The 24,409-nt window shown below is 62.9% G+C and carries 19 protein-coding genes and 1 tRNA gene; 13 read left to right on the forward strand and 7 right to left on the reverse strand.

Annotated features, from left to right (window positions below; all coding sequences use genetic code 11):
* Positions 1 to 69: 69 nt before the first annotated feature.
* The gene (locus tag ACNFG0_RS00680; protein ID WP_196143237.1) at positions 70 to 1,449 is read right to left on the reverse strand and encodes a nucleobase:cation symporter-2 family protein; all 1,380 of its coding nucleotides are present in this window, start codon (positions 1,447 to 1,449) and stop codon (positions 70 to 72) included.
* Positions 1,450 to 1,813: 364 nt separating this feature from the next.
* On the reverse strand, positions 1,814 to 2,485 hold the full coding sequence (locus tag ACNFG0_RS00685) for a Bax inhibitor-1/YccA family protein (protein WP_084855691.1): 672 nt from the start codon (positions 2,483 to 2,485) through the stop codon (positions 1,814 to 1,816).
* 135 nt (positions 2,486 to 2,620) lie between these two features.
* Here ACNFG0_RS00685 and ACNFG0_RS00690 point away from each other — a divergent pair.
* The 3 genes from ACNFG0_RS00690 (at position 2,621) to ACNFG0_RS00700 (ending at position 4,332) form a co-directional block, all read left to right on the forward strand.
* Positions 2,621 to 2,708 (forward strand) — tRNA-Ser (locus tag ACNFG0_RS00690).
* 617 nt (positions 2,709 to 3,325) lie between these two features.
* Positions 3,326 to 3,685 carry a DUF6713 family protein gene (locus ACNFG0_RS00695; protein WP_416763764.1) on the forward strand — a complete coding sequence of 120 codons (360 nt, stop codon included), beginning with the start codon at positions 3,326 to 3,328 and terminating at the stop codon, positions 3,683 to 3,685.
* Positions 3,686 to 3,813: 128 nt separating this feature from the next.
* Positions 3,814 to 4,332, forward strand: a complete 519-nt coding sequence (locus ACNFG0_RS00700) for a DUF1993 domain-containing protein (RefSeq protein WP_416763765.1) — start codon at positions 3,814 to 3,816, stop codon at positions 4,330 to 4,332.
* A gap of 93 nt (positions 4,333 to 4,425) precedes the next feature.
* Here the strand turns inward: ACNFG0_RS00700 and ACNFG0_RS00705 are convergent, their stop codons facing one another.
* Positions 4,426 to 6,183, reverse strand: a complete 1,758-nt coding sequence (locus ACNFG0_RS00705; RefSeq protein WP_416763766.1) for an OPT family oligopeptide transporter — start codon at positions 6,181 to 6,183, stop codon at positions 4,426 to 4,428.
* Between the two features lie 368 nt (positions 6,184 to 6,551).
* Complete coding sequence (locus ACNFG0_RS00710; RefSeq protein WP_416763767.1) at positions 6,552 to 7,253, reverse strand: EthD domain-containing protein; 702 nt, start codon at positions 7,251 to 7,253, stop codon at positions 6,552 to 6,554.
* Positions 7,254 to 7,538: 285 nt separating this feature from the next.
* On the opposite strand from ACNFG0_RS00710, the gene ACNFG0_RS00715 reads away from it, so the two are divergent.
* The 4 genes from ACNFG0_RS00715 to ACNFG0_RS00730 all read left to right on the forward strand — a co-directional run bounded on the left by ACNFG0_RS00715 (position 7,539) and on the right by ACNFG0_RS00730 (position 13,935).
* The gene (locus ACNFG0_RS00715) at positions 7,539 to 8,918 is read left to right on the forward strand and encodes a purine-cytosine permease family protein (protein WP_416763768.1); all 1,380 of its coding nucleotides are present in this window, start codon (positions 7,539 to 7,541) and stop codon (positions 8,916 to 8,918) included.
* Between the two features lie 287 nt (positions 8,919 to 9,205).
* Positions 9,206 to 9,925, forward strand: coding sequence for a TorF family putative porin (locus ACNFG0_RS00720; protein ID WP_416763769.1), 720 nt, complete (start codon positions 9,206 to 9,208; stop codon positions 9,923 to 9,925).
* 350 nt (positions 9,926 to 10,275) lie between these two features.
* Entirely contained in the window at positions 10,276 to 11,625 is a 1,350-nt protein-coding gene (locus tag ACNFG0_RS00725) for a hypothetical protein (protein WP_416763770.1), read from the forward strand.
* A 114-nt stretch (positions 11,626 to 11,739) separates the two neighbouring features.
* Positions 11,740 to 13,935 carry an OsmC domain/YcaO domain-containing protein gene (locus ACNFG0_RS00730; protein ID WP_416763771.1) on the forward strand — a complete coding sequence of 732 codons (2,196 nt, stop codon included), beginning with the start codon at positions 11,740 to 11,742 and terminating at the stop codon, positions 13,933 to 13,935.
* 388 nt (positions 13,936 to 14,323) lie between these two features.
* On the opposite strand, the gene ACNFG0_RS00735 is transcribed toward ACNFG0_RS00730, so the two are convergent.
* On the reverse strand, positions 14,324 to 15,445 hold the full coding sequence (locus tag ACNFG0_RS00735) for an ATP-binding protein (RefSeq protein WP_416763772.1): 1,122 nt from the start codon (positions 15,443 to 15,445) through the stop codon (positions 14,324 to 14,326).
* Between the two features lie 154 nt (positions 15,446 to 15,599).
* Complete coding sequence (locus tag ACNFG0_RS00740) at positions 15,600 to 16,610, reverse strand: helix-turn-helix domain-containing protein (protein WP_416763773.1); 1,011 nt, start codon at positions 16,608 to 16,610, stop codon at positions 15,600 to 15,602.
* A gap of 211 nt (positions 16,611 to 16,821) precedes the next feature.
* Between ACNFG0_RS00740 and ACNFG0_RS00745 the strand changes: the two genes are divergently transcribed.
* The 4 genes from ACNFG0_RS00745 to ACNFG0_RS00760 all read left to right on the forward strand — a co-directional run bounded on the left by ACNFG0_RS00745 (position 16,822) and on the right by ACNFG0_RS00760 (position 19,740).
* On the forward strand, positions 16,822 to 17,166 hold the full coding sequence (locus ACNFG0_RS00745) for a hypothetical protein (protein ID WP_416763774.1): 345 nt from the start codon (positions 16,822 to 16,824) through the stop codon (positions 17,164 to 17,166).
* Complete coding sequence (locus tag ACNFG0_RS00750) at positions 17,156 to 17,806, forward strand: Dabb family protein (RefSeq protein WP_416763775.1); 651 nt, start codon at positions 17,156 to 17,158, stop codon at positions 17,804 to 17,806. Before ACNFG0_RS00745 ends, ACNFG0_RS00750 begins: the two co-directional genes overlap by 11 nt.
* Positions 17,803 to 18,675 (forward strand): SDR family NAD(P)-dependent oxidoreductase, encoded by an 873-nt coding sequence (locus ACNFG0_RS00755; protein WP_416763776.1) that lies wholly within the window; start codon positions 17,803 to 17,805, stop codon positions 18,673 to 18,675. The genes ACNFG0_RS00750 and ACNFG0_RS00755 overlap by 4 nt, the downstream gene beginning before the upstream one ends.
* A gap of 84 nt (positions 18,676 to 18,759) precedes the next feature.
* Positions 18,760 to 19,740, forward strand: coding sequence for an NADP-dependent oxidoreductase (locus ACNFG0_RS00760; protein ID WP_416763777.1), 981 nt, complete (start codon positions 18,760 to 18,762; stop codon positions 19,738 to 19,740).
* Between the two features lie 75 nt (positions 19,741 to 19,815).
* On the opposite strand, the gene ACNFG0_RS00765 is transcribed toward ACNFG0_RS00760, so the two are convergent.
* Positions 19,816 to 21,195: a DUF1329 domain-containing protein gene (locus tag ACNFG0_RS00765; RefSeq protein ID WP_196143172.1), complete on the reverse strand. Its 1,380-nt coding sequence runs from the start codon at positions 21,193 to 21,195 to the stop codon at positions 19,816 to 19,818.
* 243 nt (positions 21,196 to 21,438) lie between these two features.
* On the opposite strand from ACNFG0_RS00765, the gene ACNFG0_RS00770 reads away from it, so the two are divergent.
* On the forward strand, positions 21,439 to 22,302 hold the full coding sequence (locus ACNFG0_RS00770; protein ID WP_416763778.1) for a diguanylate cyclase domain-containing protein: 864 nt from the start codon (positions 21,439 to 21,441) through the stop codon (positions 22,300 to 22,302).
* 141 nt (positions 22,303 to 22,443) lie between these two features.
* Positions 22,444 to 24,345 carry a potassium transporter Kup gene (locus tag ACNFG0_RS00775; protein ID WP_416763779.1) on the forward strand — a complete coding sequence of 634 codons (1,902 nt, stop codon included), beginning with the start codon at positions 22,444 to 22,446 and terminating at the stop codon, positions 24,343 to 24,345.
* The last annotated feature ends 64 nt before the right edge of the window (positions 24,346 to 24,409 follow it).

The raw sequence follows: 24,409 nt of genomic DNA on the forward strand, positions 1-24,409 counted from the left end.
AATGCGGCCATGATAAAGCAAAAAGCCCGCGCAGGCAGGCGCGGGCTTTGTCGGCTGGCCAGGCGCCTATCAGGCGTTTTCCTTGCTCTCCGGCAAGAACCAGTTCAGCACCAGGGCGCAGATGCCGCCAGTGGCCACGCCCGACTCCAGCACATTGCGCAGGGCCGATGGCATGTGCGCCAGGAACTCCGGCACCTGGGCCACGCCCAGGCCCAGGGCCAGGGACACAGAGATGATCAGCAGCGCACGGCGGTCCAGGCGGGTGCTGGCCAGGATATTGATTCCCGACGCGGCGACCGCGCCGAACATCACCATGGCCGCGCCACCGAGCACCGGCTCCGGCACCGCCTGGATCACCCCGGCGACACTCGGGAACAGGCCCAGCAGCACCAGCATGACGGCGATCCATACGCCGATGTGGCGGCTGGCGATACCGGTGAGCTGGATGACGCCGTTGTTCTGGGCAAAGATCGAGCTGGGGAAGGTATTGAACACACCGGCCAGCAGCGAGTTGGCGCCATTGACCAGTACGCCGCCCTTGATGCGTTGCATCCACAGCGGCCCTTCGACCGGCTGGCGCGAGACCTTGCTGGTGGCGGTGACGTCACCGATGGCTTCCAGGGAGGTGACCAGGTAGATCACCAACATCGGAATGAACAGCGCCCAGGAGAAGCTCAGGCCGAAGTGCAGGGGCATCGGTACCTGGAACAGCGCCGCCTCGTGCATGCCGGTGAAATCCAGACGGCCCAGGTAACCGGCCAGGGCATAGCCCACGGCCAGGGCGATGACGATGGCACAGCTGCGCATCCACACCACCGGGATACGGTTGAGCACCACGATGATCGCTAGCACCACGCCCGACAGCAGCAGGTTTTCGCCGTTGGCGAAGGTACCATTGCCCATGGCGGTGAAGCCGCCGCCCATGCTGATCAGGCCGACCTTGATCAACGTCAGGCCGATCATCAGCACGACGATCCCGGTCACCAGCGGCGTGATCAGGCGTTTGACGAAGGGCAGGATGCGCGACACACCCATTTCCACGAAGGATCCGGCGATCACCACGCCGAAGATCGCCGCCATCACGCCTTCCACCGGCGTGCCTTGTTTGACCATCAGCGCGCCACCTGCGATCAGGGGCCCGACGAAGTTGAAGCTGGTGCCCTGCACGATCAGCAGCCCGGCCCCGAACGGCCCGAAGCGCTTGCACTGGACAAAGGTAGCGATACCGGAAATCACCAGCGACATGGACACGATCAGGTTGGTATCGCGCGGCGATACGCCCAGCGCCTGGCAAATCAGCAGGCCCGGGGTGACGATCGGGACGATGATCGCCAGCAGGTGCTGCAGCGCAGCCAACAGGCCGATCAACGGCCGCGGCTTGTCCTCGAGGCCGAGGACCAGTTCATTGACAGGCGCCGCCGCGCCCGGCCCGTGTTCGATGGAACTCATGGGAAAGCTGCCCCGGAAGAAAAAAGGAGCGCATTCTACGGGGCGAGGCGGGTTTGGGGTAGTGGGAAATGCCTGAGCGTTGCGCCTCGGGCCGCCAGCCCTTTGGGCTGCACTGTCATGCAAAGAACAAACGGCCAGCGCTGCTCCCCTGTAGGCGCGGGCTTGCTCCGCGATCAAGGGCTAAGCCCTTGCCAGGCGACGGTGATATCGAGCCCGGCCTAATCGCGGTTGCAAGCCCGCTCCCATAGGGGTTGTAAAATCAAATCGTTATGCGTTGTTCTATGAGGGCAGGCTTGTCCCACGATGGGCACGCATCACCCATAAAAAAGCCCGCCGAAGCGGGCTTTTTCTGCATCAACCTCGATCAGTCATCGCGCCCCATGAGGCCAAACAGCTGCAGAAGGCTGACGAACAGGTTGTAGATCGATACATACAGGCTGATAGTCGCCATGATGTAGTTGCGCTCGCCACCGTGGATGATCGCGCTGGTCTGAAACAGGATGCACACCGACGAGAACAGCACGAAACCGGCGCTGATCGCCAATTGCAGGCCGCTGATCTGGAAGAAGAAGCTGGCCACCACGGCACCCAGCAGGACGAAGAAGCCGGCAGTGATGAAGCCGCTGAGGAAGCTCATGTCCTTGCGGGTGATCAGCACGTACGCCGACAGGCCACCGAACACCAGGGCGGTCATGGCGAAGGCCGAGCTGACCACTTCGGCGCCACCGCTCATGCCCAGGTAGCGGTTGAGGATAGGGCCGAGGATGAAGCCCATGAAGCCGGTGAGGGCGAAGGTGGACACCAGGCCCCAGACCGAGTCACGCAGCTTGGCGGTGAGGAAGAACAGACCATAAAAGCCGATCAGCACCACGAACACGTTCGGGTAGCCGACGCGCATTTGCTGGGCCACGAAGGCCATGACGCCGCTGAAGGCGAGGGTAAGCGCCAGCAGGCTGTAGGTGTTGCGCAGGACACGGCTGACCTCCTGCTGCTCGGCCTGCTGGCCGTGTTGTACGGCATAATCCTGTTCGCGCATGGCGACACTCCTTGATGAAACCTGTGGGTTTGAAACGTGTGGTTGCAATGAGGATATCAGAGCTGCCGCAACCCGCGACACAGAGAGTTTGACAGCTTGTTTCATTACGGTATGATTGCCGCCGCAAAGCAAGCTGGAAGCGTGGCCGAGTGGTTTAAGGCAACGGTCTTGAAAACCGTCGATGGGCAACTATCCTAGAGTTCGAATCTCTACGCTTCCGCCATATTCAAAGCCCTGATTTATCAGGGCTTTTTGCGTTTTTGAGGCATAGAAAATCTAACCATGCCTTCGGGCGAATGTCGCGGAACTGGAGTTGGCCGACCCGGCCGGCCAGTACTGGGTCGCCAGGGGGGCGACTGCGGCCTTAACCGCTTCCTCTCGAGCATCGTCCCAGCGATGGCGAAGCATGAGTGTCGTGACCCGCCTTCCATTGTCGATCAGCAGTCAGTATGTATGGATCCGTGAGCCGCGTTACGCTCCAGAATCTTCCTAATCAGGGCACTCAGGCTGCTTTCCACGCCATACACCTCGAGCATGATTCTCAGCTTCTTATGGGGCTTCTTTTGCTTCACGCCGAGGGCATCGCCCTAAATGTCATCCCGCCTCATCACCAGCACGTCTGCAGGTCGCTGGCCCGTCAAACGCTTGGTCCATGGCATCTTTCAGTTTGCCCACCGCTTTTGCATATACTGCACTCCAAATCGAGTCGTTCGCATAGCCGGTGGGGCCGATAAGGCCAACATTTGGAATTGTGCGGAGCGTCCAAGGCCCCAGGTGTGCTTGCTCATCGTGTGAGCCTCAATAGGACCGCATTGGCCACTAGCTGAAGGGATTGCTTACATGGAAAGAAGCTATTTCGTAACAATGCTTGCACTGATCCTTCATCAAATAGATGCCGCGTACTGGCAGGAGTGGGAGATGTTTTTCCTACCGGGCGGGGTGCAGGGCTTCTTGCTGTTCAATATCTTCGCAATACCTGTGGTTCTGGTTGGGTATCGAAACGTGTTGCTGGGTGCGGTCAACGCGGTGGTCTTTGCAAAAATTTGTGCTGGACTTGGCCTGATCACGTTCCTCATCCATGCCGGTTTCGGCTTGGCTGGCTTTCACCAGTTTCATCTGCCTGCTTCGATATCCATCCTAATGCTGTGCTTGGTCGGCTCCTTATGGCTGATGGCTAAAATCCGCTTCTCGGTACCGTGAGGGGCGGCGCCGTTTGTTTGACCCGACATTGGTGCGCATTCATCAGCACTGCAGAGCAACTTGAGTGGTTCAGAATGATGAACGTTGGCCACTGGTATCCATGTCGAATAACTACTTAGGGAAAAGATATGTCCATCTATGCAATCACTATCCCCTGTTTCGCCCAAATGTTACGGGCCCTATCGGCTCTTTTGTCCAAGGGAGAGTCCTGCGCGCTTGAAAGGGGCTACGATCCGGTAATCTTGCTTGAGTCTCGGCTAGCACCTGACATGCACAATCTTTCTCGGCAGGTTCAATATGCATGTGTCCAGGCGCAGGAGGCGGTTCAGCGGCTTACACATCAGCCGCTTGAGACGCTCTCGCCGCCAGAGGACATCGCATCGGCGAAGGCGCTGATCGAGCGAACGTTGCGGCTTCTGGAAGCGGCTGATGCCGTAGCGATAGATGCAGCAGCTGACCTCAAGATCGCAATCGAGCTACCAAATAACATCACCTTTGATATGACCGGCAGTGAGTACGCAGTCGATTGGGTTACACCGCAGTTTTACTTTCATCTCGTTACGGCCTACAACATTCTGCGTCACAATGGCGTTCCGCTCGGAAAAGCCGATTACGTGCAGCACATGTTCGCCTATTTGCGACAGTGAACCACCCGCTAGACGGGCGCTTAGGAAATGTGCCGAGACCCGCTACTGGTTATGGAAAACGTCTCTAGGGTTAGCACAGACCAAATCGCCCATCTACAACGCCCGAAGCATCTCCCAGAACGAAGCCCCCACACCCAAAATACTCTCACCAGCAATCAACCCCGCCGCCGCCGTAATCGCGAATCGCTCAGTGACACTCGGCCAACGGCAGCTAACCAGCCAAGTGAGTACCGCACCCAAGCCCATCATCATGCTGATCGATGCCGGCAATATGAAAGCCAACCCCAACGCTGCCGTACTCGGCAGCCAGCGTGCCAACCATTGCGGCAGCAGGCTGTCCAACACGCCAAGCAGCACGCCAATAAAGCTTCCGGTCACTATCGCATAGCGGATTTCCGGCGAAAGTGCCTGCAGCCCCTGGGTTAGCGTTTGGGCCACCGCCTTCCAGGTCGCTACGGCCGGTGCGGGCCATTGCTCGGTGAGCAGCAGGGCCTGCGGATCGGGAATCAGCATCAGGTAGACCAGTACGCCAAACACGCTGCCGATAAAGATGCCGATGCATTGCGCGATCAACTGCTTGTGCGGCGTTGCGCCGATCGCCTGGCCGACCTTGAAGTCGTTCATCAGGTCGGTGGATTGCCCGGCTGCGCCACCCGCCGTGTTGGCGCTCATCAGGTTGATGGTCACCTGGCCCGGGGCGATCAGCCCGAAGCTCAGTTGCGACAGCTTGCCGATAGCGCCGATCGGCGCGATGCCGGTGGCGCCGACCACGCGCGCGGCGACCACCGCCAGGCAAACCGCCAATGGAATGCTCAACAGAGCCATCCACCAATCAATGCCGAACAGTAGGACTTGCAGGGGCACGATCAGCGCGATGGAGAGCAGTAGCCCCGAAGCAGGCCACGGGGAAAACCGTATCTGGGGGCTCGGTGTGCGATTTGCCTTGAGGTCGGCGGGCAATCGTCGGTGCGCTTGCAATAGACGAACAGCCAAAGACGTCAGGGTCGCACAAACCATCAGGCTCACCCCCGGCCATAACAACCACTCCACCAGTGCGGCAAACTGTGGGCCGCTGGCGTTTGGGGCGAGCACCACCAGCGCATGGTCGATCAGCCTGGGCGCTAGCCCGCCCCATGCCAGCGCGGCGCCGAAGAGCAACGTCAGGCCCACGCGAATGCCGATGATGCTGCCAAAGCCGATGAGCATCAGCGAAGGGTCGGCAGTGAAGGTCAGGCGTTCTAACGTGGGTGTGGGTGACCAACGCGGTATCGTCCAGGCGAACACATCAATCCATTTCACCAGCGCTGACAGCAGCGCGGCGCTGAACAGAACCTTGATCCGCGCCATGGCTTCACGCCCCTGGCTGTAGATCTGCTGCAAGGTCTCCAGGGTAGCCATGCCTTCGGGAAACTTCAGGTTAGGGTCGGCGAGCAGGGTGGGGCGCAGGTACCAGGCGATCCAGATGCCCAGGAAGCTCACGGAGAAGACCCAGGCCATCATGGGCACCGGGTCCAGCTGGTGGCCGGTGAGCAGTGTATAGGCGGGAATGGGCGCGACAAGCCCGCCGGAAACGATGGAGGCGGCGGCCGAAGCCACGGTTTGGTTGATGTTGCTTTCGTGCAGCGACCATGCCGGCAGGCCCTTCCTGCCTCCCGCCAGGCCCTGCCACAGGGCACAACCGACCAGCAAGGCGATTATCGACATGTTGAACGACCAGCCGATCTTGAGCCCCGCATAGACATTCGATGGCGTGAGCAAAATGCCCAGCACCGCGCCGGTGAGCACGGCCCGCAGGCTCAGTTCACGTTCTACGCGAATCGTTGAGAAAACGGTGGGTGGAGCATGTCCCATGGCAATCCTTTGTAGAAGTTACAGGCGCCGTCTGGACTACTGAGTTCCGAATGCCGCTAAGGTTCACCGTAGACACTCCGTAAGCGGCGGCTCGGGAACACAGCGGCTTATCATGAGCGTTTGCTATCGACACCTAACTGCCGGTGTACTCAGCGGTAATCTTTTGTGGGAGATTAACCAGCCCTTCGGGCTGTGCTGTCGCGCAGAGCATAAAGCACCTCTGTGGGAACGGGCTTGTCCCGCGATCAAGGGCGAAGCCCTTGCCATGACGAGATATCGGGCCCGGCCGATCGCGGGGCAAGCCCCCACAGGGGAGAGTTCGATCACGGCTGTGTGGCCAGCCCTTGAGGCCAGGCGAAAGTGCCCATTCACAGTGGGTACTGGCTGGTGGGCAGCACGCCCAGCTGGTCGAAGTCGATGAACCGTTGGCAGCTATCCATCATCACCGCGAGGTTGTGCTGGAACTTCGCCGCATCGCCCGGTGCATCGAAGAACGCCTGCGGGTCGTTCATGGCGGCGGGCGGGAAGCACTCCTCGACGATGGCCGCCAGCGGCGCGGCACCGGGGGTGAGCACCTGCACCACCAGGTTCTGCACGTATTCGAAGTTGTCCTGGGTATCGATGGCCACCCGCGTGTGGTAGTTCTGCCACACCTCGAGCCAGGCCTCATGGGTCAAGCGTGCTGGCCGCTGAAGGAAGGCCAGTTGCGAGAACCCGTGGGTGCGCTGGCCGGGCTGGGCAGGGAAGCGGGTGTTGCGGATAGGCACCGATTCGCACACCAGGTACCCGGCGATGCGTGCGCAGCTGGCGTGCAGGGTGTCGTCGAACGGGCGACGGAACTCGGCGATGGCGGTGTCGAGCCAGAAGCTCAGCACGGCCTGGGGCAGGGGGCCGGCCTGTTCCTGGCGCAGGCCCTGGGCGGGGCTGACGTCGGCATCGGCGAGGTTCAATTGCAGGTGCCGGGCGCCGAGGGTCTGCAGGCGGTCGGCGAGGGGGCCGCGCAGTGCAGCGGCGAACGACTCGGAGGTGTCTTGCTCAGGTTGCCAAAGCAGGTAGATGACTTTCTGCACGAAGCTCTCCTTACACACGGCGTGGTCGGGAATGACCTTGAGCGGACCATGGTCGGCCTTCGGTGTGGCTTTGGAATCCTCTGAACGGACTAGACGGTGATACCGCGTCTAGCCAACTAGCAAGAACCAGCAAGATTCAATCCAAGGGGGTTGCCACATCGCTGCCAGAAGCCGACGAACTGCACCTGTAAGTCGTTGATAGCTATGAAGTGTTCGTCGCCAGGCCGAATGGGGTTCGGTTGCCCGGCTGATAATCCGCCGAATAACAACAATTAGGAAACGCCCGTGAAGCTGGAAACGCGAAGTATCGAGTTTGTCCCCCACGCCGAACGCTATGGTTCACCCAAACGGCTGTTCACGATCTGGTTCAGCTCCAATTTCCAGGTGACGGCCCTGATGGTCGGCACCTTGGGTATCGCCTCAGGCCTGAGCTTTGCCTGGACATTGCTCGGCCTGCTGGTCGGCAACCTGGTGGGCACCATCTTCATGGCCGCGCACTCCGCCCAGGGGCCTCACCTGGGCGTGCCGCAAATGATCCAGAGCCGGGCGCAGTTCGGCGTGCATGGCGCTGCGATTCCATTATTGGTGATGGTCACGGCCGCCGTGCTGTTCCTGGCCGCCAGCGGCGTGCTCATGCGCGACGCCTTGAAGGCCTTGCTGCCGATCAGCGACGACCAGGCGATCATCCTGGTCGGCGTGCTGACATTCGTCATCGGCTTCATCGGCTACGAGCTGATCCACCGCCTGGGGGCGTGGATGAGCCTGCTGTCCACCCTGGTGTTCGGCGGCGCCCTGGTGTTGATCCTGCTGCACCCCGGCGAGGCCGGGGTGAATACCTCGCTCAGCAGCGGTTTCTCCTGGACGGCCTTCAACCTGGTCGTGGCACAGGCGGCGTCCTGGACGCTCGGGTATGGCCCTTACGTAGCCGACTATTCGCGCTACCTGCCGGCAAACGTGAACACCCGCACCACATTCTGGACAACCTATTGCGGCTGCGCGCTGGGCTCGTTCGCCATGATGGCCCTGGGCGCCTTGCTGGCCGTCGCCATCCCATCCGCGCTCGGCCACGACCCTGCCACCGCCATCGCCACCTTGTTCGGGCCCTGGGCGCCGCTGGCGTTGGGTGTTATTGCGCTGGGCGTCATCCAGTACAACGTGCTCTGCCTGTACAGCGCCTACATGTCGTCGGTGACCATCTTCGGCGCCTTCGGTGAACTGCGGCACGTCACGGCGTCGGCAAAAGCGCTGATCATGGCCGTGCTGACCGTGGCGGCGACGCTGATCGCTATCGCCACCCAGTACCGGTTCGACACTTTCTTCGCCGACATCCTGATCGGCCAGCTCTACCTCCTGATCCCGTGGAGTGCGATCAACCTGGCTGACTACTACTGGGTCTGCCGTGGGCACTATGAAGTCGGGGAGCTGTACAACGCCAAGGGGCGCTACGGGCGCTTCAATCGCCGCACGCTGGCGGTGTATACCGTCTCGATCATCGGCACCATTCCGTTCATGAAGCTGTCGTTCTACACCGGCTTCGTCGCGAACTGGCTGGGGGCGGATATCAGCTGGGCGGTGGGCCTGGTCCTGGCGGGGGCCTTGTATTGCATGGTCAACAGCCAGCCTGCGGCCAAGTCTGCAGCGCTGCAGGCGTCCGTACCTGACTGAGGGCCAACCTGGCGCCGCTCCCCAAGGGAGCGGCGGCCTGTTCTCCAGCGCCCAAGCCAGAACCCATCTCCTGTTGCCGGTTGAGTGCGGGGCCGGTGTCGTCGATCAGCAGCACTACCTGCGCGTCGTTGCGCTCGAGCGTGACCGTCGTCCGGCGTCGCTTTGCACCCACGCGGGCCTTGCCGTATTACTGGACACCGGGGCATGACCAAATGGCCACGGTTCCCCCCGGCAACCAACCTCGTTATCCTCTTGCTCTTCAAAGCAGGCATTCCAGGACGGTGACCATGACCAGGCACTGGCTGGTGCCGAGCATGGCGCTGCTTTTCTGCCCCATGCTGTTGGCCCAGCAGATCCAGCGCGAACTGGGCGATTTCGACTTCAAGCTGGGCACGACCGCTTCACGCACCATGGCCCAGGGGCTGATTTCCCCCAGCGCCGTCGGCGCCTTTCATGGTGGCCTGGACCTCAGCCACCCCAGCGGCTGGTACGTCGGCCAGTACGCCCCCAGCGTGGGCCTGTCCCCTACCTCGACCCTGCGCCTGGATAGCTACCTGGGTTACAAGCGGCGCTTCGACGACAGCCTGGGCCTGGAGGCCGGCTTGATCCACTACAGTCAACCGAACCTCGCCGACAGCGACAGCTATGCGCTGTACGGCGGTGTTTCGGTATTCGGCAGCCGTTTCGGCGGCGCCCTGCGCGACAACCCCGGTAACCGCACCGGCACGCTGTTCGCCGATTTCGGCCAGTTGCCGCTGTTCGATGTCGGCCTCACCGTCAAGCTGGCCCATCATCGCCTCGGCACGCCTTTCACCATCGGCGACGGCAGCCATGTCGACACGTTCAACGACTGGTCGCTGGAGCTCTCGCGCCCCTGGCTGGGCATCGACCTCAACCTGATCTACAGCAACTCCGACCTGCGCGGTGGTGGTTGCGACGCCTATGCGGGCATCAACAGCTATTGCGAAAGCATGGTGACGCTCAAGGCCCAGCGCAGTTTCTTCTGAGGCCGCCACGGTCCATTGCGGTCCTGCTCACAGTTTGATGTGAAAAGGATGGCACTTTTCCCAGGATGGCCTACACCTGTTAGCAAGGAAGACGGTCAATGATCGACAGGAGTCGACATGCGCCATTTCTCGCCCCTTCATCTTCTCTCCTTTCTGGTCGCCCCTGCGCTCGTCGCGGGGGGCGACCGCGTTCGTCCCAGCGGCACTGCCAAGGAGGCCCACGACCCAGTCCAGCCGTGAAGCCGGCCCTGGCCGGTGCCAGGGCCCAGACCAACAACAATGATGGAAGCCCCGCATTGGTGGGCAAGGGCCCGAGCGATGCCCGGCTTGTGCGATCAAGGAGATCCGTGATGACCCCGTTCCAAGGAAAGCCTGCAGCCTTGGCCATGACGGCCGCCCTATTCAGCCTCGCGGCCCAGGCCGGCACCTACCCGGACTATGGCTATGCACCGCCCGCCAGCTACAAAGGCCCGACCTTCACCCTCAGCCAGAGCTACCCCAACACGCCGCCCCAGGGCACCTTGCCGGCGTTCTTCAAGTTGCTGCCGGCCAAGCCGGACAACAACTTCGAGACCTGGCGCGCCTACATGGATGCGGCGAAGGCCTATTGCTTGGAAGGCAACGTCGAAGCCGACTGGTACGTGCAGAACAACAAGGTGCGCAAGTGGTACCACATGCCCTGGCAGCACTACGGGCCGCTGGGTCGCGAAGGCATCCACGGCCTGACCAAGGAAGCGCAGATCCAGGCCAGGCAATTGGCGGCGGGGCAGACCGCGACCGGGCAGACCTACGCGGTGGGTATCTACAACGACATCGGCGCCTATACCCTCGGCCAGGTCTGGAAGGACCCGCAGAACCCCGACCCGAGCTTCACCTCCAAGCCCAACAGCTTTGCCAACGGCACAGTGGTGTGCAAGGCACTGTTCGCCGATATCGACCGCAGCACGGTGCCGTTCCTGGCCAACCCTGTGCTGTGGCAGGGCTATATCACCGAGACGTTCCAGTCCGCCAACCGCAAGTTGAAGGAAGTGGCGCTGATCCAGATGGACATCGCCGTGCGCGATACCCGCATGAGCGACACTGGCTGGCTGTTCGGCACCTTCCAGTACAACGGCGCCAAGACCGGCAAGGCCGGCTGGGACAACCTGGTGCCGGTGGGCATCATGTGGGGCAACGACCCGCAGGTCACCAGCAACGACTACACCAACCCGGAGCCGACCGTCACCAAGATCAACCCCGCGTTGCAGCAGACCGCGATCAACGCCGATACCCAAGAGCTGCCGCCGACCCACCTGGGCTGGAATGGCCGGCTCAACGGCCCGGTGGACAACCCCAACAGCTCCTGCCTGAGCTGCCACATGACCGCCGAGGCGCCCCAGGTGGCGATCATGAACCCGCTGTTCCAGGCGGACCCGCCAGCGGTGGGCTCGGCTGACTGGATGAAGTGGTTCCAGAACATCCCGGCCGGGGTGCCGTTCACGGCAGGCACCCAGAGCACCGACTACAGCCTGCAGATGTCGGGCGGCCTGGTGAACTTCTACCAATGGAAATGCGACATGAGCGGCATCTACGCCGATGGCGCCAACGCCTGTGCCAAGGTTGCGAGCATGAAGCTGAAGATGGCCAAGCCCGGCCATGGCGCACCGCAGCCGATGCAGCGGGTGATTCGCGACCCGAGCCTGGAGCAATTGCTGGAATGACCCCGGCATGCCTCCGGGCACGGGTTGCCCGGAGGCATGAAAGGTTAGCCGTTTCGCAGCAAAACCCGGATAATGGCAGCCATTTTGTTCTGCTTTTTATCACGGTATTCCCGCATGGAAATCAAGGTCAACTTTCTCGACAACCTTCGTCTTGAAGCCAAGTTCGATGACTTCACGGTCGTGGCCGACCAGCCCATCCGCTACAAAGGCGATGGTTCGGCCCCAGGCCCATTCGACTACTTCCTGGCGTCGTCGGCCTTGTGTGCGGCGTATTTCGTGAAGGTGTACTGCAATACGCGCAACATCCCCACCGATAACATCCGCCTGTCGCAGAATAACATCGTCGACCCGGAGAACCGCTACAACCAGGTTTTCAAGATCCAGGTCGAGCTGCCGGCCGACATTAGCGAGAAGGACCGCCAGGGCATCCTGCGCTCCATCGACCGCTGCACGGTCAAGAAAGTGGTGCAGACCGGGCCGCAGTTCATCATCGAGGAAGTCGAGAACCTGGACGCCGATGCCCAGGCGCTGCTGTTGGTGAACCCTGGCAACGATACCAGCACCTTCATCCCCGGCAAGGACCTGCCGCTGGAGCAGACCATCGCCAACATGTCGCAGATCCTCGCCGATCTGGGCATGAAGATCGAGATCGCCTCGTGGCGCAACATCGTGCCCAACGTGTGGTCGTTGCACATCCGCGACGCGCAGTCGCCGCTGTGTTTCACCAACGGCAAGGGTGCCACCAAGGAAAGTGCCCTGGCGTCGGCCCTGGGTGAGTTCATCGAGCGCCTGAACTGCAACTTCTTCTATAACGACCAGTTCTGGGGCGAGGAAATCGCCAACGCTGATTTCGTCCACTACCCGGACGAGCGCTGGTTCAAGCCGGGCCGCAAGGATGCCTTGCCGGCAGAGATCCTCGACCCGTACTGCCTGGAAATCTACGACCCCGAGGGCGAGCTGCGTGGCTCGCACCTGTATGACACCAACTCTGGCAACGTCGAGCGGGGCATCTGCTCGCTGCCGTACGTGCGCCAGTCCGATGGCGAGGTGGTGTACTTCCCGTCCAACCTGGTCGAGAACCTGTTCCTGAGCAATGGCATGAGCGCCGGCAATACCTTGGCCGAGGCGCAGGTGCAGTGCCTGTCGGAGATCTTCGAGCGGGCGGTCAAGCGCGAGATCCTCGAAGGCGAGCTGGCCCTGCCGGATGTGCCGCAGGAGGTCCTGGCCAAGTACCCTGGCATCCTGGCCGGTATCCAGGGGTTGGAAGAGCAGGGCTTCCCGGTGCTGGTCAAGGACGCTTCGCTGGGCGGCGAATTCCCAGTGATGTGCGTCACCCTGATGAACCCGCGCACCGGTGGCGTGTTCGCCTCGTTCGGCGCCCACCCAAGCTTCGAGGTGGCGCTCGAGCGCAGCCTGACCGAATTGCTCCAAGGGCGCAGCTTCGAAGGCCTGAACGATCTGCCGCAGCCTACCTTCGAAAGCCATGCGCTGACCGAGCCGAATAACTTCGTCGAACATTTCATCGACTCCAGCGGCGTGGTGTCGTGGCGGTTCTTCAGTGCCAAGGCCGATTTCGAGTTCGTCGAGTGGGACTTCTCCGGCCAGGGCGAGGACTCCAACGCCGAGGAAGCCGCCACCCTGTTCGGCATTCTCGAATCGATGGGCAAGGAAGTGTACATGGCGGTGTACGAACACCTCGGGGCGACCGCTTGCCGCATTTTGGTACCGGGCTATTCGGAAATCTACCCGGTGGAAGACCTGATCTGGGACAACACCAACAAGGCCCTGGCGTTCCGTGCCGACATCCTCAACCTGCACCGCCTCGACGACGCTGCCTTGCAGGCGCTGGTCGAGCGGCTGGAGGACAGCGAGCTGGACGACTATACCGACATCAAGACCTTGATCGGCATCGAGTTCGACGACAATACCGCCTGGGGCCAGTTGACCATCCTCGAGCTCAAGCTGCTGATCTACCTGGCCTTGCAGGAGTTCGAAGCGGCCAAGGAGCTGGTCGAGGCGTTCCTGCAGTTCAACGACAACACCGTCGAGCGCGGGCTGTTCTACCAGGCTTTGAACGTGGTGCTGGAAGTGACGCTGGACGATGAGCTGGAGCTGGCCGATTACGAGGTCAACTTCCGGCGGATGTTCGGCGATGCGCGGATGGATGCGGTGCTGGGCTCGGTGCAGGGCAGCGTGCGTTTCCATGGCCTGACGCCGACCAGCCTGAAGCTCGAAGGGCTCGACCGGCATTTGCGTTTGGTCGAAAGCTACAAGAAGCTGCACCGTGCGCGGGCCAATGCGGTGGCGTAGGTTCGCCACCAGAATCTTGTGAGAGATCAACCTTTCGACTGCGCTCCGCGCAATAAATAGCTGCCTTTGCCTTAATAATTGGGGCCGCTACGCGCCCCATCGCGGGACAAGCCCGCTCAGGATCACGCAAACCTTGCCGATGACGGGTTCCTTGTAGGAGCGGGCTTGTCCCGCGATGGTAGGTAAGATCATGCCACTGCGGGCGGGCGCCGCGCTGATCGTGCTGGCCACGGTCATGACCGTATGCCGCATGGCTTCGGCGCACTGAGGCCCCTGAGGTCCAATCGCCGGCAAGCCGGCTCCCACAGGTACGGCGGGGTCTTTGAAAACCACGCAGGCCTGGTGGGAGCCGGCTTGCCGGCGATTGGGCACGATAAAGGCGCCGGCCTCAGCCTGTCGGCATGATCACCCGGAAGCGGGTGCCCTGGGCATGGCTGGATTCCACCTCGATATGCCCACCGTGGCCTGCGACGATCTCCGATACGATGAACAGGCCCAAGCCCAGCCCGGTGGGCTTTTCCTGTTTGTCCGTATACCGGGTGTAACGTCCTTTGGGACTGAACAGTGAGGGCAGGGCGCTGGCGGGAATCGGTTCGCCGAAGTTATGCACCTCGAGGATCACCCGCTCGCCGTCGCCACTCAGTAGGACCCTGATCGGCTGACGCGCTTGGCCATGACGGACCGCATTACCGATCAGGTTCGAGAACACCTGGGACATCCGCGCCCCATCGAACGCGCCGGCAATGGTTCGCTCATCGACCTGCACGATGTCGAGCCCGGGGTTACCGGCTTTGATTTCCTCGATTACAGCCTTGCAGACCTGGTTCAGCTCCGTGTGCGCACGAACGATCGGGATGCCTGTGCCCAGGTTGCAGTGCGCAAGGTCCAGCAGGTCCTTGACCATCTGGTTCGCCCGTTGCGCGCTGGTGGCGATCTGGGTCGCGACGTCTTTCTCGCGGCTAGTCAACTGGGGGCTCTTGCTCAGCAGGGACGAGCCCATGAGCACGGCGGTCAAGGGGGAACGCAGGTCATGGCCGAGCACGCCAAGCACGGTTTTGCGCGTCGACTCGACCTCCTGCCCATAGGCACCGATCGATTCGACCAGCGCCTGGTCGATCGCCTCGTTGAAGCGGATCATGTCGTCGACCTGGTAACTATGCTCCACCGGGTCTCGCGCCAGCCACAGGCGCAGCACGCTCGACCTCAGGGCGCGGTATTCCGACACCATCTGGTCGAGGGTGAAGCCATCGATGAGGCGAAGCACGGCGTGGGTCTGGGCGGCGGTCTCCCGGCTGGACGAGGGGCCTAGGCCATGGGACTTGGCGATCTGCTGCTGTTCTGTCTGTGGCATGCGCATGTCCTGGGCCACCGTGCGCAGGATGTATTCGGCATGGTTGCGCAGGCCATTGGCGCTCAGGTCCCGGTTCGGTGTCTCTACAGACCGTGCAAATGCTTCCCACGTTTGCAGGATGCTTTCCATGTTGTCCAGGATAAACGTTGAAAGTCGCATGGCAGACCTTATGCATCAATGCGTCTGATGGGAGTGTGTTTTCTCGGTGCATGAACAGGCGCGATACCGCTCATGAGCACACACGTACTGGAAATAGAGTGTTAATGCTAGAACGGGTTTGAGCGCCGAGCCATATTGTCAAAGTGATATCGCGCTAGCCGTTCGCGCCACTCTGTTGGGCGCGATAACGGCTGGGTGCCTTCCCGGTCCAGCTGAGGAAAGCTCGGCGAAACGCCGCTTCACTGGCGAAGCCCAGGTGGCCGGCGATGCGCCCGATCGTCCAATCGGTATCGCGCAGGCAGCGCTGCGCCGACTCGCACAGGCTGAGCCGGCGCAGCGCCTGATAGCTGGAGCCTTCGGCGGCCAGGCGCCGACGCAAGGTCGGCAAGGTGGTGCCCAGGGCGGCGGCAATGGCGCTCAACGCCGGCACCTCCCGTTCATGGCTCAGCGCTGCATCGAGGAAACCGCGCACTTGCTGAGTGATCGCCACTGCGCTTGGGGGCGCTCCGATCAGGCGGAACGGAAAGTCCACCAGGAACAGCGCCAGCTCTGCAGGCGTGCGTATCACCTGACGAGACAGCAGTGCGGCATCGAAGCTGAAACCGTAGGTGCGCCTACCGACAGCGACTGGCGCATCGAACAGGCCGAGGAAGGGGGCAGCATCCTCGCGCTGGGGGTGGGCGAGAAAGACCTGGTCGGGCCGCAGTGGCTGCCCAATGAGCCAACCGAACAACTGCAGGTAGCAGAACAGCCCGGTCAGGTCCACCAGGCATGCCGCACTGCTGCGCTTGTGGCGCAACGAGTCCATGTGGAAGGTGGCCGTCGTGCCTTGGACCTCCAGGCTCAGGCTGCCTGCGCGCGGGTCGAGCATGGCGCAGAACTGCGCGGCACAGGCAATGGCTTCGTCCAGGTGCCCGCAACTGAGCAGGCAGCGGCACATCAGGTCAACCTCGGCCTTGCGCATCGGCGGTTGTCCTTCGCCTTGGGCGACTTTCGCCTCCAGTTGCTCGATGGCCTGGCGATACAGGGCGACAAAGCGCTGCGCCGAGGACTGCAAGGCCGATGGTGGCGGCTCCAGCGCGAGGTTGTTGCGTTGCAGTTCCGCCAGCAGGCGGGTGTCCAGGCCCTGGGGAACTCGAACCGGTGCTGTGGAGTGCAACGCCATCTTCAACCTCGCCTGCTGATCGTTTCGGTGGTGGTGGGTGAGCGAACCTGTAGCGGTCTGCCCCTGGCTGCTATGGCTCAATGGACGGCAAGCCCGCGCTGAAAACGCGGCGAACCCTGCAACTTTCGCGGAGTACCCGGAACATGGGCATCGCTGTCACTCGCTTGTGGAATCGCACCAGCCTGTCACCTGAACAGAGGATGGGCAAGTCATGATCCAGATCCTGGATGAAATCCTGCTCGAGCCCCAGCAGCTCCCAGCGGTGCTCGAGGCGTTGGACGCGCTCTACCTACCGCACAGCGCCGCCCGTGGGCTGACCTTGCTGCAGCGCTGGGTGTCGCCGCCGGTGGCTGTCGCTGGCGAGGCCAACCGCCTCTGGTTGCTATGGCAGGTACCCGATGTGTGGGGCTACTACGGCATGCGCCTGGGCGCCGATGCCCAAGTGCTGGCGTTCTGGAATGTCGTCGATGGCGTGTGCCAGCAGCGTGCTCGGCATGTGCTAGGAGACGCAGGCCAGCCTTTGGCCACTGCGCAGGAGTCTGACGATGTGGCATGAAACCGTGCAGCTGTACTTGGCGTCGGGCTTTGCCGCGAGCACTCTGGAGGCGCGACTGCGGTACCAATTGCAGGCTTTGCCTGGCCTGGTCTTCTTCAACTTGGGGCAAAACCTGCCCGGCAGCTGGGGGAGCGGCGATTTCACCCTGGATCTGTGCTTTGCCAGCCACGCCTTCCAAGAGAACGCCGAGGCTTGCCTGTCACAGCTGCCCGGCCTGGCCCATGTGGACCGGGTGGCCTATCAGCGTGTGGCCGGCGGCCAGCGAGCACCCGGGCTACGCGACGGTACCTGGCGCACCTTGCTGTTTCGTCTGCGTGAGGGCCGCAGCCCAGCCATCGTCGAAGCCCTGGAGCGGGACCTGCTGCGCATGCCGGCCTACATGCAAGGCATCGGCAACTGGCAATTGGGCCGGGTCCGCTGCCCGGGCCGCTGGACCCATGTCTGGCAGCAGGAGTTCGCTCGCCTCGAAGACCTCCAGGGGGAATACCTGACCCACCCCTTCCACTGGGGTTGGGTGGACCGCTGGTTCGACCCGGAATGCCCCGAGTGGGCCGTCGAGGCCATTTCCCATGCCTTCTGCCCCCTGGCCAGCAGCCTCCTGACCCGTCCGCTTTCCCCTGACCGCAAGGAACAGCCATGACTGAAACAACGCAATTGCTGGCCGGCAAGGTCGCGCTCGTCACCGGTGCCAGCCGTGGTATCGGCCGTGCCATCGCCCAACGCTTCGCTGCCGAAGGGGCCACGGTGGTGATTAGCGCGCGTACGCTCGAACCCACGTCCGGCGTGCAAGGCTCTTTGGCCGAAACGGCCGAGCTGATCACCCAAGCCGGTGGCCAGGCAATCGTCCTGACTGCGGACCTCGAAGTGGCGGCCCAGCGCGACAGCCTGGTTTCGCGGGCTGCCGAGGTGGCAGGCGGCCTGGACATCCTGGTGAACAATGCCGGGTACGCCGAATACGACAGTGTCGAACACATGCCCATGGCGGTGTACGAGCGCACCCTGGACCATTACCTGCGGATCCCGTTCGTGCTCAGCCAGGCGGCCATCCCGCTGATGCGCACCCGAGGTGCGGGTTGGATCCTCAACCTGGGCTCGGTCACGGCCTTGCCGCCCCAAAGGCCCTTCCAAGATTTCGAGCGCTTCGGCGGGATTGCCGTCTACGCGGCGGCCAAGGCAGCCATAAACCGCTTCACTCAAGGGCTGGCCGCGGAGCTCGAGGCCGACAACATCGCAGTCAATTCGGTGGGGCCGAGCACCGCTATCCGTACCCCGGGCGGGGGGCGGTATATCCCCGAGGACTATCCCACCGAGCCTGTCGAGTACCTGGTCGAAACCGCCTTGGCCCTGTGCCAGCTGCCGGCCCACAAGCGCACCGGCCTGGTAGCCCACAGCCTGCATTTTCCCCTGGCACATCAGTTGCCCGTGCACACGCTGGACGCTCGGAGCAGGCTGCCGGCCGCGACCATACCCGAATGGGCGCACCCTGCCATCGAGCCCCTGGGCATTTGATACGGCCGGTGATGCAGCCATCGCGCGGCGACCGACCTAGGTCGCCGTTGTTTTTCAAGCAAGGACACAAAGAGAGGTGTTGCGATGCGCGCTGTAGTGATTGACCAACTGGGAACCTCGCAGGTGTTGCGCCTCGCGACGCTCGACCAGCCGTTACCGGGCCCCGATGACGTACTGGTACGGGTGCAATGCGCCGGGGTCAACCCGGCCGATTGGAAGTGCCGCGAAGGCTACCTGGAGGGCTTTCTTACCTACCGTTTCCCGTTCGTCCTGGGCTTCGATCTGGCCGGGACCGTAGTGGCGGTGGGCGAGGGCGTTACAGGTTTCACTCCTGGGATGCGGGTGTTCGCGCAGAGTGATGTGGGGGCCGGCAACTGGGGTAGCTATGCCGAGTATTGCTGCGTGAGGCAGGATTCTGTCGTGCCCATCCCTGAGGGCCTGGGCTTCGCCCAGGCTGCGTCGGTACCGACCCCGGCCTTGGCGGCCTGGGCCGGGCTGTTCGACGATGGTGGGTTGCAGGCCGGGCAGAAGGTGCTCGTGCATGGCGGGGCTGGGGCTGTCGGGACCTTCGCCATCCAGTTCGCCAAGGCCGCCGGGGCGCAGGTCGTGGCGACCTGTAGTGCAGGGAACCTTGGCTATGTCGAGGCGCTGGGCTGCGACCAGGCGATCGATTACCGCAGCCAGGATATCCTGGCCGCTGTGAAGCAGTGGTCACCCGCAGGCGTGGACCTGATCCTCGATTGCGTGGGCTGCGCCAGCCTGCCGGGCGCTCTGGACATGCTGTGCCCTGGCGGGCTGCTGGTGGCGATTCTGACCCTGGCCGAAGGCGATGCCGGCCCTGACCATGCCGCAGCGGCCCAGCGCGGACTGCGCACGGCCGTTACCTACAGCAAGATGCCCAGCGGTGCCAACCTCGCCCGCATCGCTGCCTTGCTGGCCGAAGGGCAGGTGCGCACGCCGCGCATCCAAATCCTGGCATTGGCACAGGTGGCCCGCGCCCACGACCTGCTGCAGCATGGCGGCGCGAAGGCCAAGTTGGTCCTGCAGGTGGCGGACGGCGACTGACTCGCCACCAGGCTGTCGCATAAAAAGCGGCCCCGGCCGGGCGATCTTCCATCACCCGACCGGGGCCGCGTGGTTTCACTGGCCGAGCTTGCGCAGGTTGCCGGCGGAGAAGTAGCCCGCATCGAAGCGCGCATCATTGAGCCGGGCGGTGGCGCCCATGCCGTTGACCAGGCGGTCCACCAGGTACGAACCGGCGATCAGGTCGTGGAATACCGCGACCCGCGCGTGGAAGGCCTGGACTTCATAGGCATAGACCGACGTCTGCACGTTGGTGCGCCAGAGCTGGCCCTTGGCGTCGTAGTTGTCGGCGAGCGCGGCGGTCCAGCTGTCCTCGTCCAGGTACAGGCGGCGCTTGGCATATGTGTGTCGGCTGCCGGGGCGCAGCTCGGCCTCCAGCACCCAGACACGGTGCAGCTCATAGCGCACGGCATCGGGGTTGAGGTGGCCGTGCTCGGTGAGCAGCGTGTCCAGGGGCTGGTCGGGGTCATCTAGCGTGTAGTTGTTGTAGGGGATGTACATTTCCTGCTTGCCCACCAGCTTCCATTGGTAGCGGTCTGGGGCACCGTTGAACAGGCGGTCCTCGTCCATCACCCGGAAGCCTCCCACTCCATAGGGCGTGTCATAGCCGACCGTGGGCGCGCGTCGTACGCGCCGGGTACCGGGGATGTACTGCCAGCTCTGGCGGGGCTGGGCGACCGGGTTGCTGAATTCGTTGGTGAGGATGATTTCGCCTTTCTTGCGGGTCGGCTCCAGGGTGCTGATCATCGCGTAGGCTTGGATGCCGTCGTAGGCTTCGGCCTTGCCGCTGGGGTTGTCCCAGGGCGAAAGGATCTGGTAGCGGACCTTCTCGAATACTCGGTTCTGGTTGGAGAAGGTCAGCGCCATCAGGTAGGTGGCTTCTTCTTTCCAGGCGCGGCTGGGCAGGTTGTGGTTCCAGATCAGCTCATAGCCGTTTTTCGGAACCGGGAACGGCGAGGCGCCGTAGGCGTTGGTCACGCCGTAACCGTCATTGACGAGCTGCGCATTGAGGGCGTTGTAGCGGATGTTGTGTTCCACCTCCTGCGAATAGCGGAAATCCCGGTGGCTGGGGTAGACGACGATCCGATAGGTTTGCGGGTAGCGCTTGAACAAGGCTTTCTGCCCATCGGACAGGCGGCTGGCATGCTCGGCCATGTTCTGCGCGGTAATGGTGAACAGCGGCTTTTCCCCGGCGTAGGGGTCGGGACGCTTATGGCCGGTGCCGGCGAAGCTGACATGAGGTGGCGTACCGCGCCATTTGCCGCTCCAGGCCGGGATGCTGTTGTCGGCATTTCCTGCTTTCTCGGCCCCCATCGGGGTCAGGTCGTTACCCAGGCGTGCGGCTTCATCCGCGCTAACCTGGGCCAGGCTCGGGAAGCTCGCGCTGGCAAGGCCTATGGAGAGCAAAAGGGGCAGCAGGCGGGGTGTGCAAGTCATCTTGTTGTTCTCGTCTGTTGGGGGCACGAAGGCCTGCACCGGGCGCAGGCTCGCCGTCATTGAGCCATAGGGCCCCAGGGGGCACCGCCACCGCTTCGCTCAGCCATCATTACCGAAACGCTCATGGCATCCGATTGCAAGCGTCGGTGCCGGCTTGACGCGGCCTTGCCACATGCACTAGAACACACACACCTTCGCCGTCGGGCTATGCTCAAGCCCGTATGAATCGGACCCCGCCGACCTATGCCCGTTGACCTGCAAGCGCTGTACCCACGGCTGATCCACCTGATGCTGGATACGGTCTTCGTGGTCGATCGGGACAACCAGATCGTGTTCGTCAGCGATGCTTGCCAGGCGCTGCTGGGCTACCTGCCCGAGGAGTTGGTCGGCACGCCCATCACCCAGTACATGCACCCGGACGACCTGGCGGCGACCCGTGCGTCGATCATCCGTGTCATGAACGGCCAGTCCCACATCGATTTTCGCAACCGCTACATTCGCAAGGATGGCGCTATCGTGCACATTCTGTGGGCGGCCTGCTGGTCGGAGGAGGTGGGGGCACGGATCGGCGTCGCGCGCAACGTGACGGCCCTGACCCAGGCCGAGGAGGAGCTGCGGTTCCTGGCTCACCACGACCCGCTGACGAAGCTGACCAACCGCTCGGTGTTCAATGTGCGCCTGGACGCAGCCCTGCGCGCGGCGCGCCGCCACGGCAGCACCTTGGCGCTGTTGTTCCTGGATATCGATGATTTCAAGGGCATCAATGATGTTCACGGCCATGCCATCGGCGACCGGGTCCTGTGCGCGGTCGCCCGGCGCCTGGAGGGCTGCATGCGTGAGACCGACACCGTGGCGCGGATGGGCGGCGACGAATTCACCGTGTTGTTGACGGACATTGAAGCCCACGGCGCCGTCTACGAGAAGGTCGAGCAGATCCTCGCCGCCATGGCCGAGCCGCTGGGTGGCGAGCTTGGCGGATTGAAGATGCCGTCCTGCAGCATCGGCGTGGCCTGCTACCCCGGCGATGGCGAGGATGCCGATACCTTGCTCAGCCATGCCGATGGCGAGATGTACCGGGTCAAGCGGTACCGCTCGATCGCTGGGTGAGGGCGGGCCGAGGGTATCCGCGTGTCGGCAGGATCGGCACGCGGGTCCACCAGGGCGCGATCTTTACGCGCTTTTTACGGCTCAAATGATGGCGTGAAGCGATACTTAGCGCGGTTTACCGTCTGCCCAGAGAAGTCACCCGTGAGCGAAGCCGCGACTGCTGCGAATCATTCCCCCTCTTCGAAAACCACAGGCCTTGGCCTGCTCGTCGCCGCTGTCGGCGTGGTCTATGGCGATATCGGCACCAGCCCGTTGTATACGCTCAAGGAAGTGTTCGCCGGGCATTATGGCGTGCAGCCCACCCCGGAAGGCGTGCTCGGCGTGTTGTCGCTGGTGTTCTGGTCGTTGATCTGGGTGGTGTCGGTCAAGTATGTCCTGTTCATCCTGCGCGCCAGCAACCAGGGCGAGGGCGGCATCATGGCCCTGACCGCGCTGGCGCGGCGGGCTGCGGCGCCCTATCCGCAACTGAGCCGGGTGCTGGTGCTGCTGGGCCTGTTCGGTGCGGCGCTGTTCTACGGCGACAGCATGATCACCCCGGCCATCTCCGTGCTTTCGGCGGTGGAGGGGCTGGAGCTTGCCTTCGACGGGATCGGGCACTGGGTCGTGCCGCTCTCGTTGATCGTGCTGGTGGCACTGTTCCTGATCCAGAAGCACGGAACCGCGCGCATCGGCATCCTGTTCGGGCCGGTGATGGTGCTGTGGTTCGTCGTGCTGGGTGCGCTAGGTGTGCACGGGATCGTGCAGCGGCCCGAGGTGCTGCAGGCGCTCAACCCGGCCTGGGCGGTGCGTTTCTTCGTCCTGCACCCAGGCGTGGGCGTAGCTATCCTGGGAGCGGTGGTTCTGGCCCTGACCGGCGCCGAGGCGCTGTATGCGGACATGGGGCATTTCGGCCGCAGGCCCATCGCCCGGGCGTGGTTCATGCTGGTGCTGCCGGGGCTGGTGCTGAACTATTTCGGGCAGGGAGCGCTGATCCTCGGCAACCCCGAGGCGGTGCGTAACCCGTTCTACCTGCTGGCCCCTGGCTGGGCGTTGCTGCCGATGGTCGCTCTGGCCACGCTGGCCACCATCATTGCCTCCCAGGCGGTGATTTCCGGTGCCTTCTCGCTGACGCGCCAGGCCATCCAGTTGGGCTATGTGCCGCGCATGTTCATCCAGCACACCTCCAGCGAGGAGCAGGGGCAGATCTACATCGGTACGGTGAACTGGGCGTTGATGGTCGGCGTAGTGTTGCTGGTGATCGGTTTCGAGTCTTCGGGCGCACTGGCGGCGGCTTACGGTGTGGCGGTGACGGGTACCATGCTGATCACCACGCTGCTGTCGTCCGCGGTGGTGCTGCTGGCGTGGAAAACCCCGCGCTGGTTGGCCATCCCCATGCTGCTGGGCTTCCTGCTGGTCGACAGCCTGTATTTCGCCGCCAATGCACCGAAGATCCTGCAGGGCGGGGCATTCCCGGTTGTCACTGGGGTGGCGCTGTTCATCCTGATGACCACCTGGAAGCGCGGGCGCAAGATCATCGTCGAGCGCCTGGATGAAGCTGCGCTGCCGCTGGATCTGTTCATCGCCAGCCTGCAGGCCCAGCCGCCCCATCGTGTGCAGGGCACGGCCGTGTTTCTGTGTGCCCGTACCGATGCCGTGCCGCATGCGTTGTTGCATAACCTATTGCACAACCAGGTGTTGCACGAGCAGGTGGTGGTGCTGACCGTGGTGTCGGAGGACGAGCCTCGGGTCAGTGCCGACAAACGCTGTGAGGTCGAGGCCTTCGGCGAAGGGTTCTTCCGCGTCACACTGCATTTCGGCTTCATCGAGGAGCCCGACGTACCGCTGGCCTTGAGCCTGTGCCAGCGTGAAGGGCTGGACTTCAGCCCAATGCGCACCACCTACTTCCTTAGCCGCGAGACGGTGATCGCCACCCGGCGCATGGGCATGGCGCGGTGGCGCGAGCAACTGTTCGCGTTCTTGCTGAAGAATGCCAACAGCAACCTGAAGTACTTCCAGTTGCCGCTCAACCGGGTGATCGAATTGGGTACCCAGGTCGAAATGTGATTTGAGACGGTTTCGCACCCGCCCATTCACCGGCGAGCCGGCGCCCACCAGCCCTCGACGGGCG

Origin of the sequence: Pseudomonas sp. NY15372, from assembly GCF_048068215.1 — a bacterium.
Lineage (GTDB): Bacteria > Pseudomonadota > Gammaproteobacteria > Pseudomonadales > Pseudomonadaceae > Aquipseudomonas > Aquipseudomonas guariconensis_A.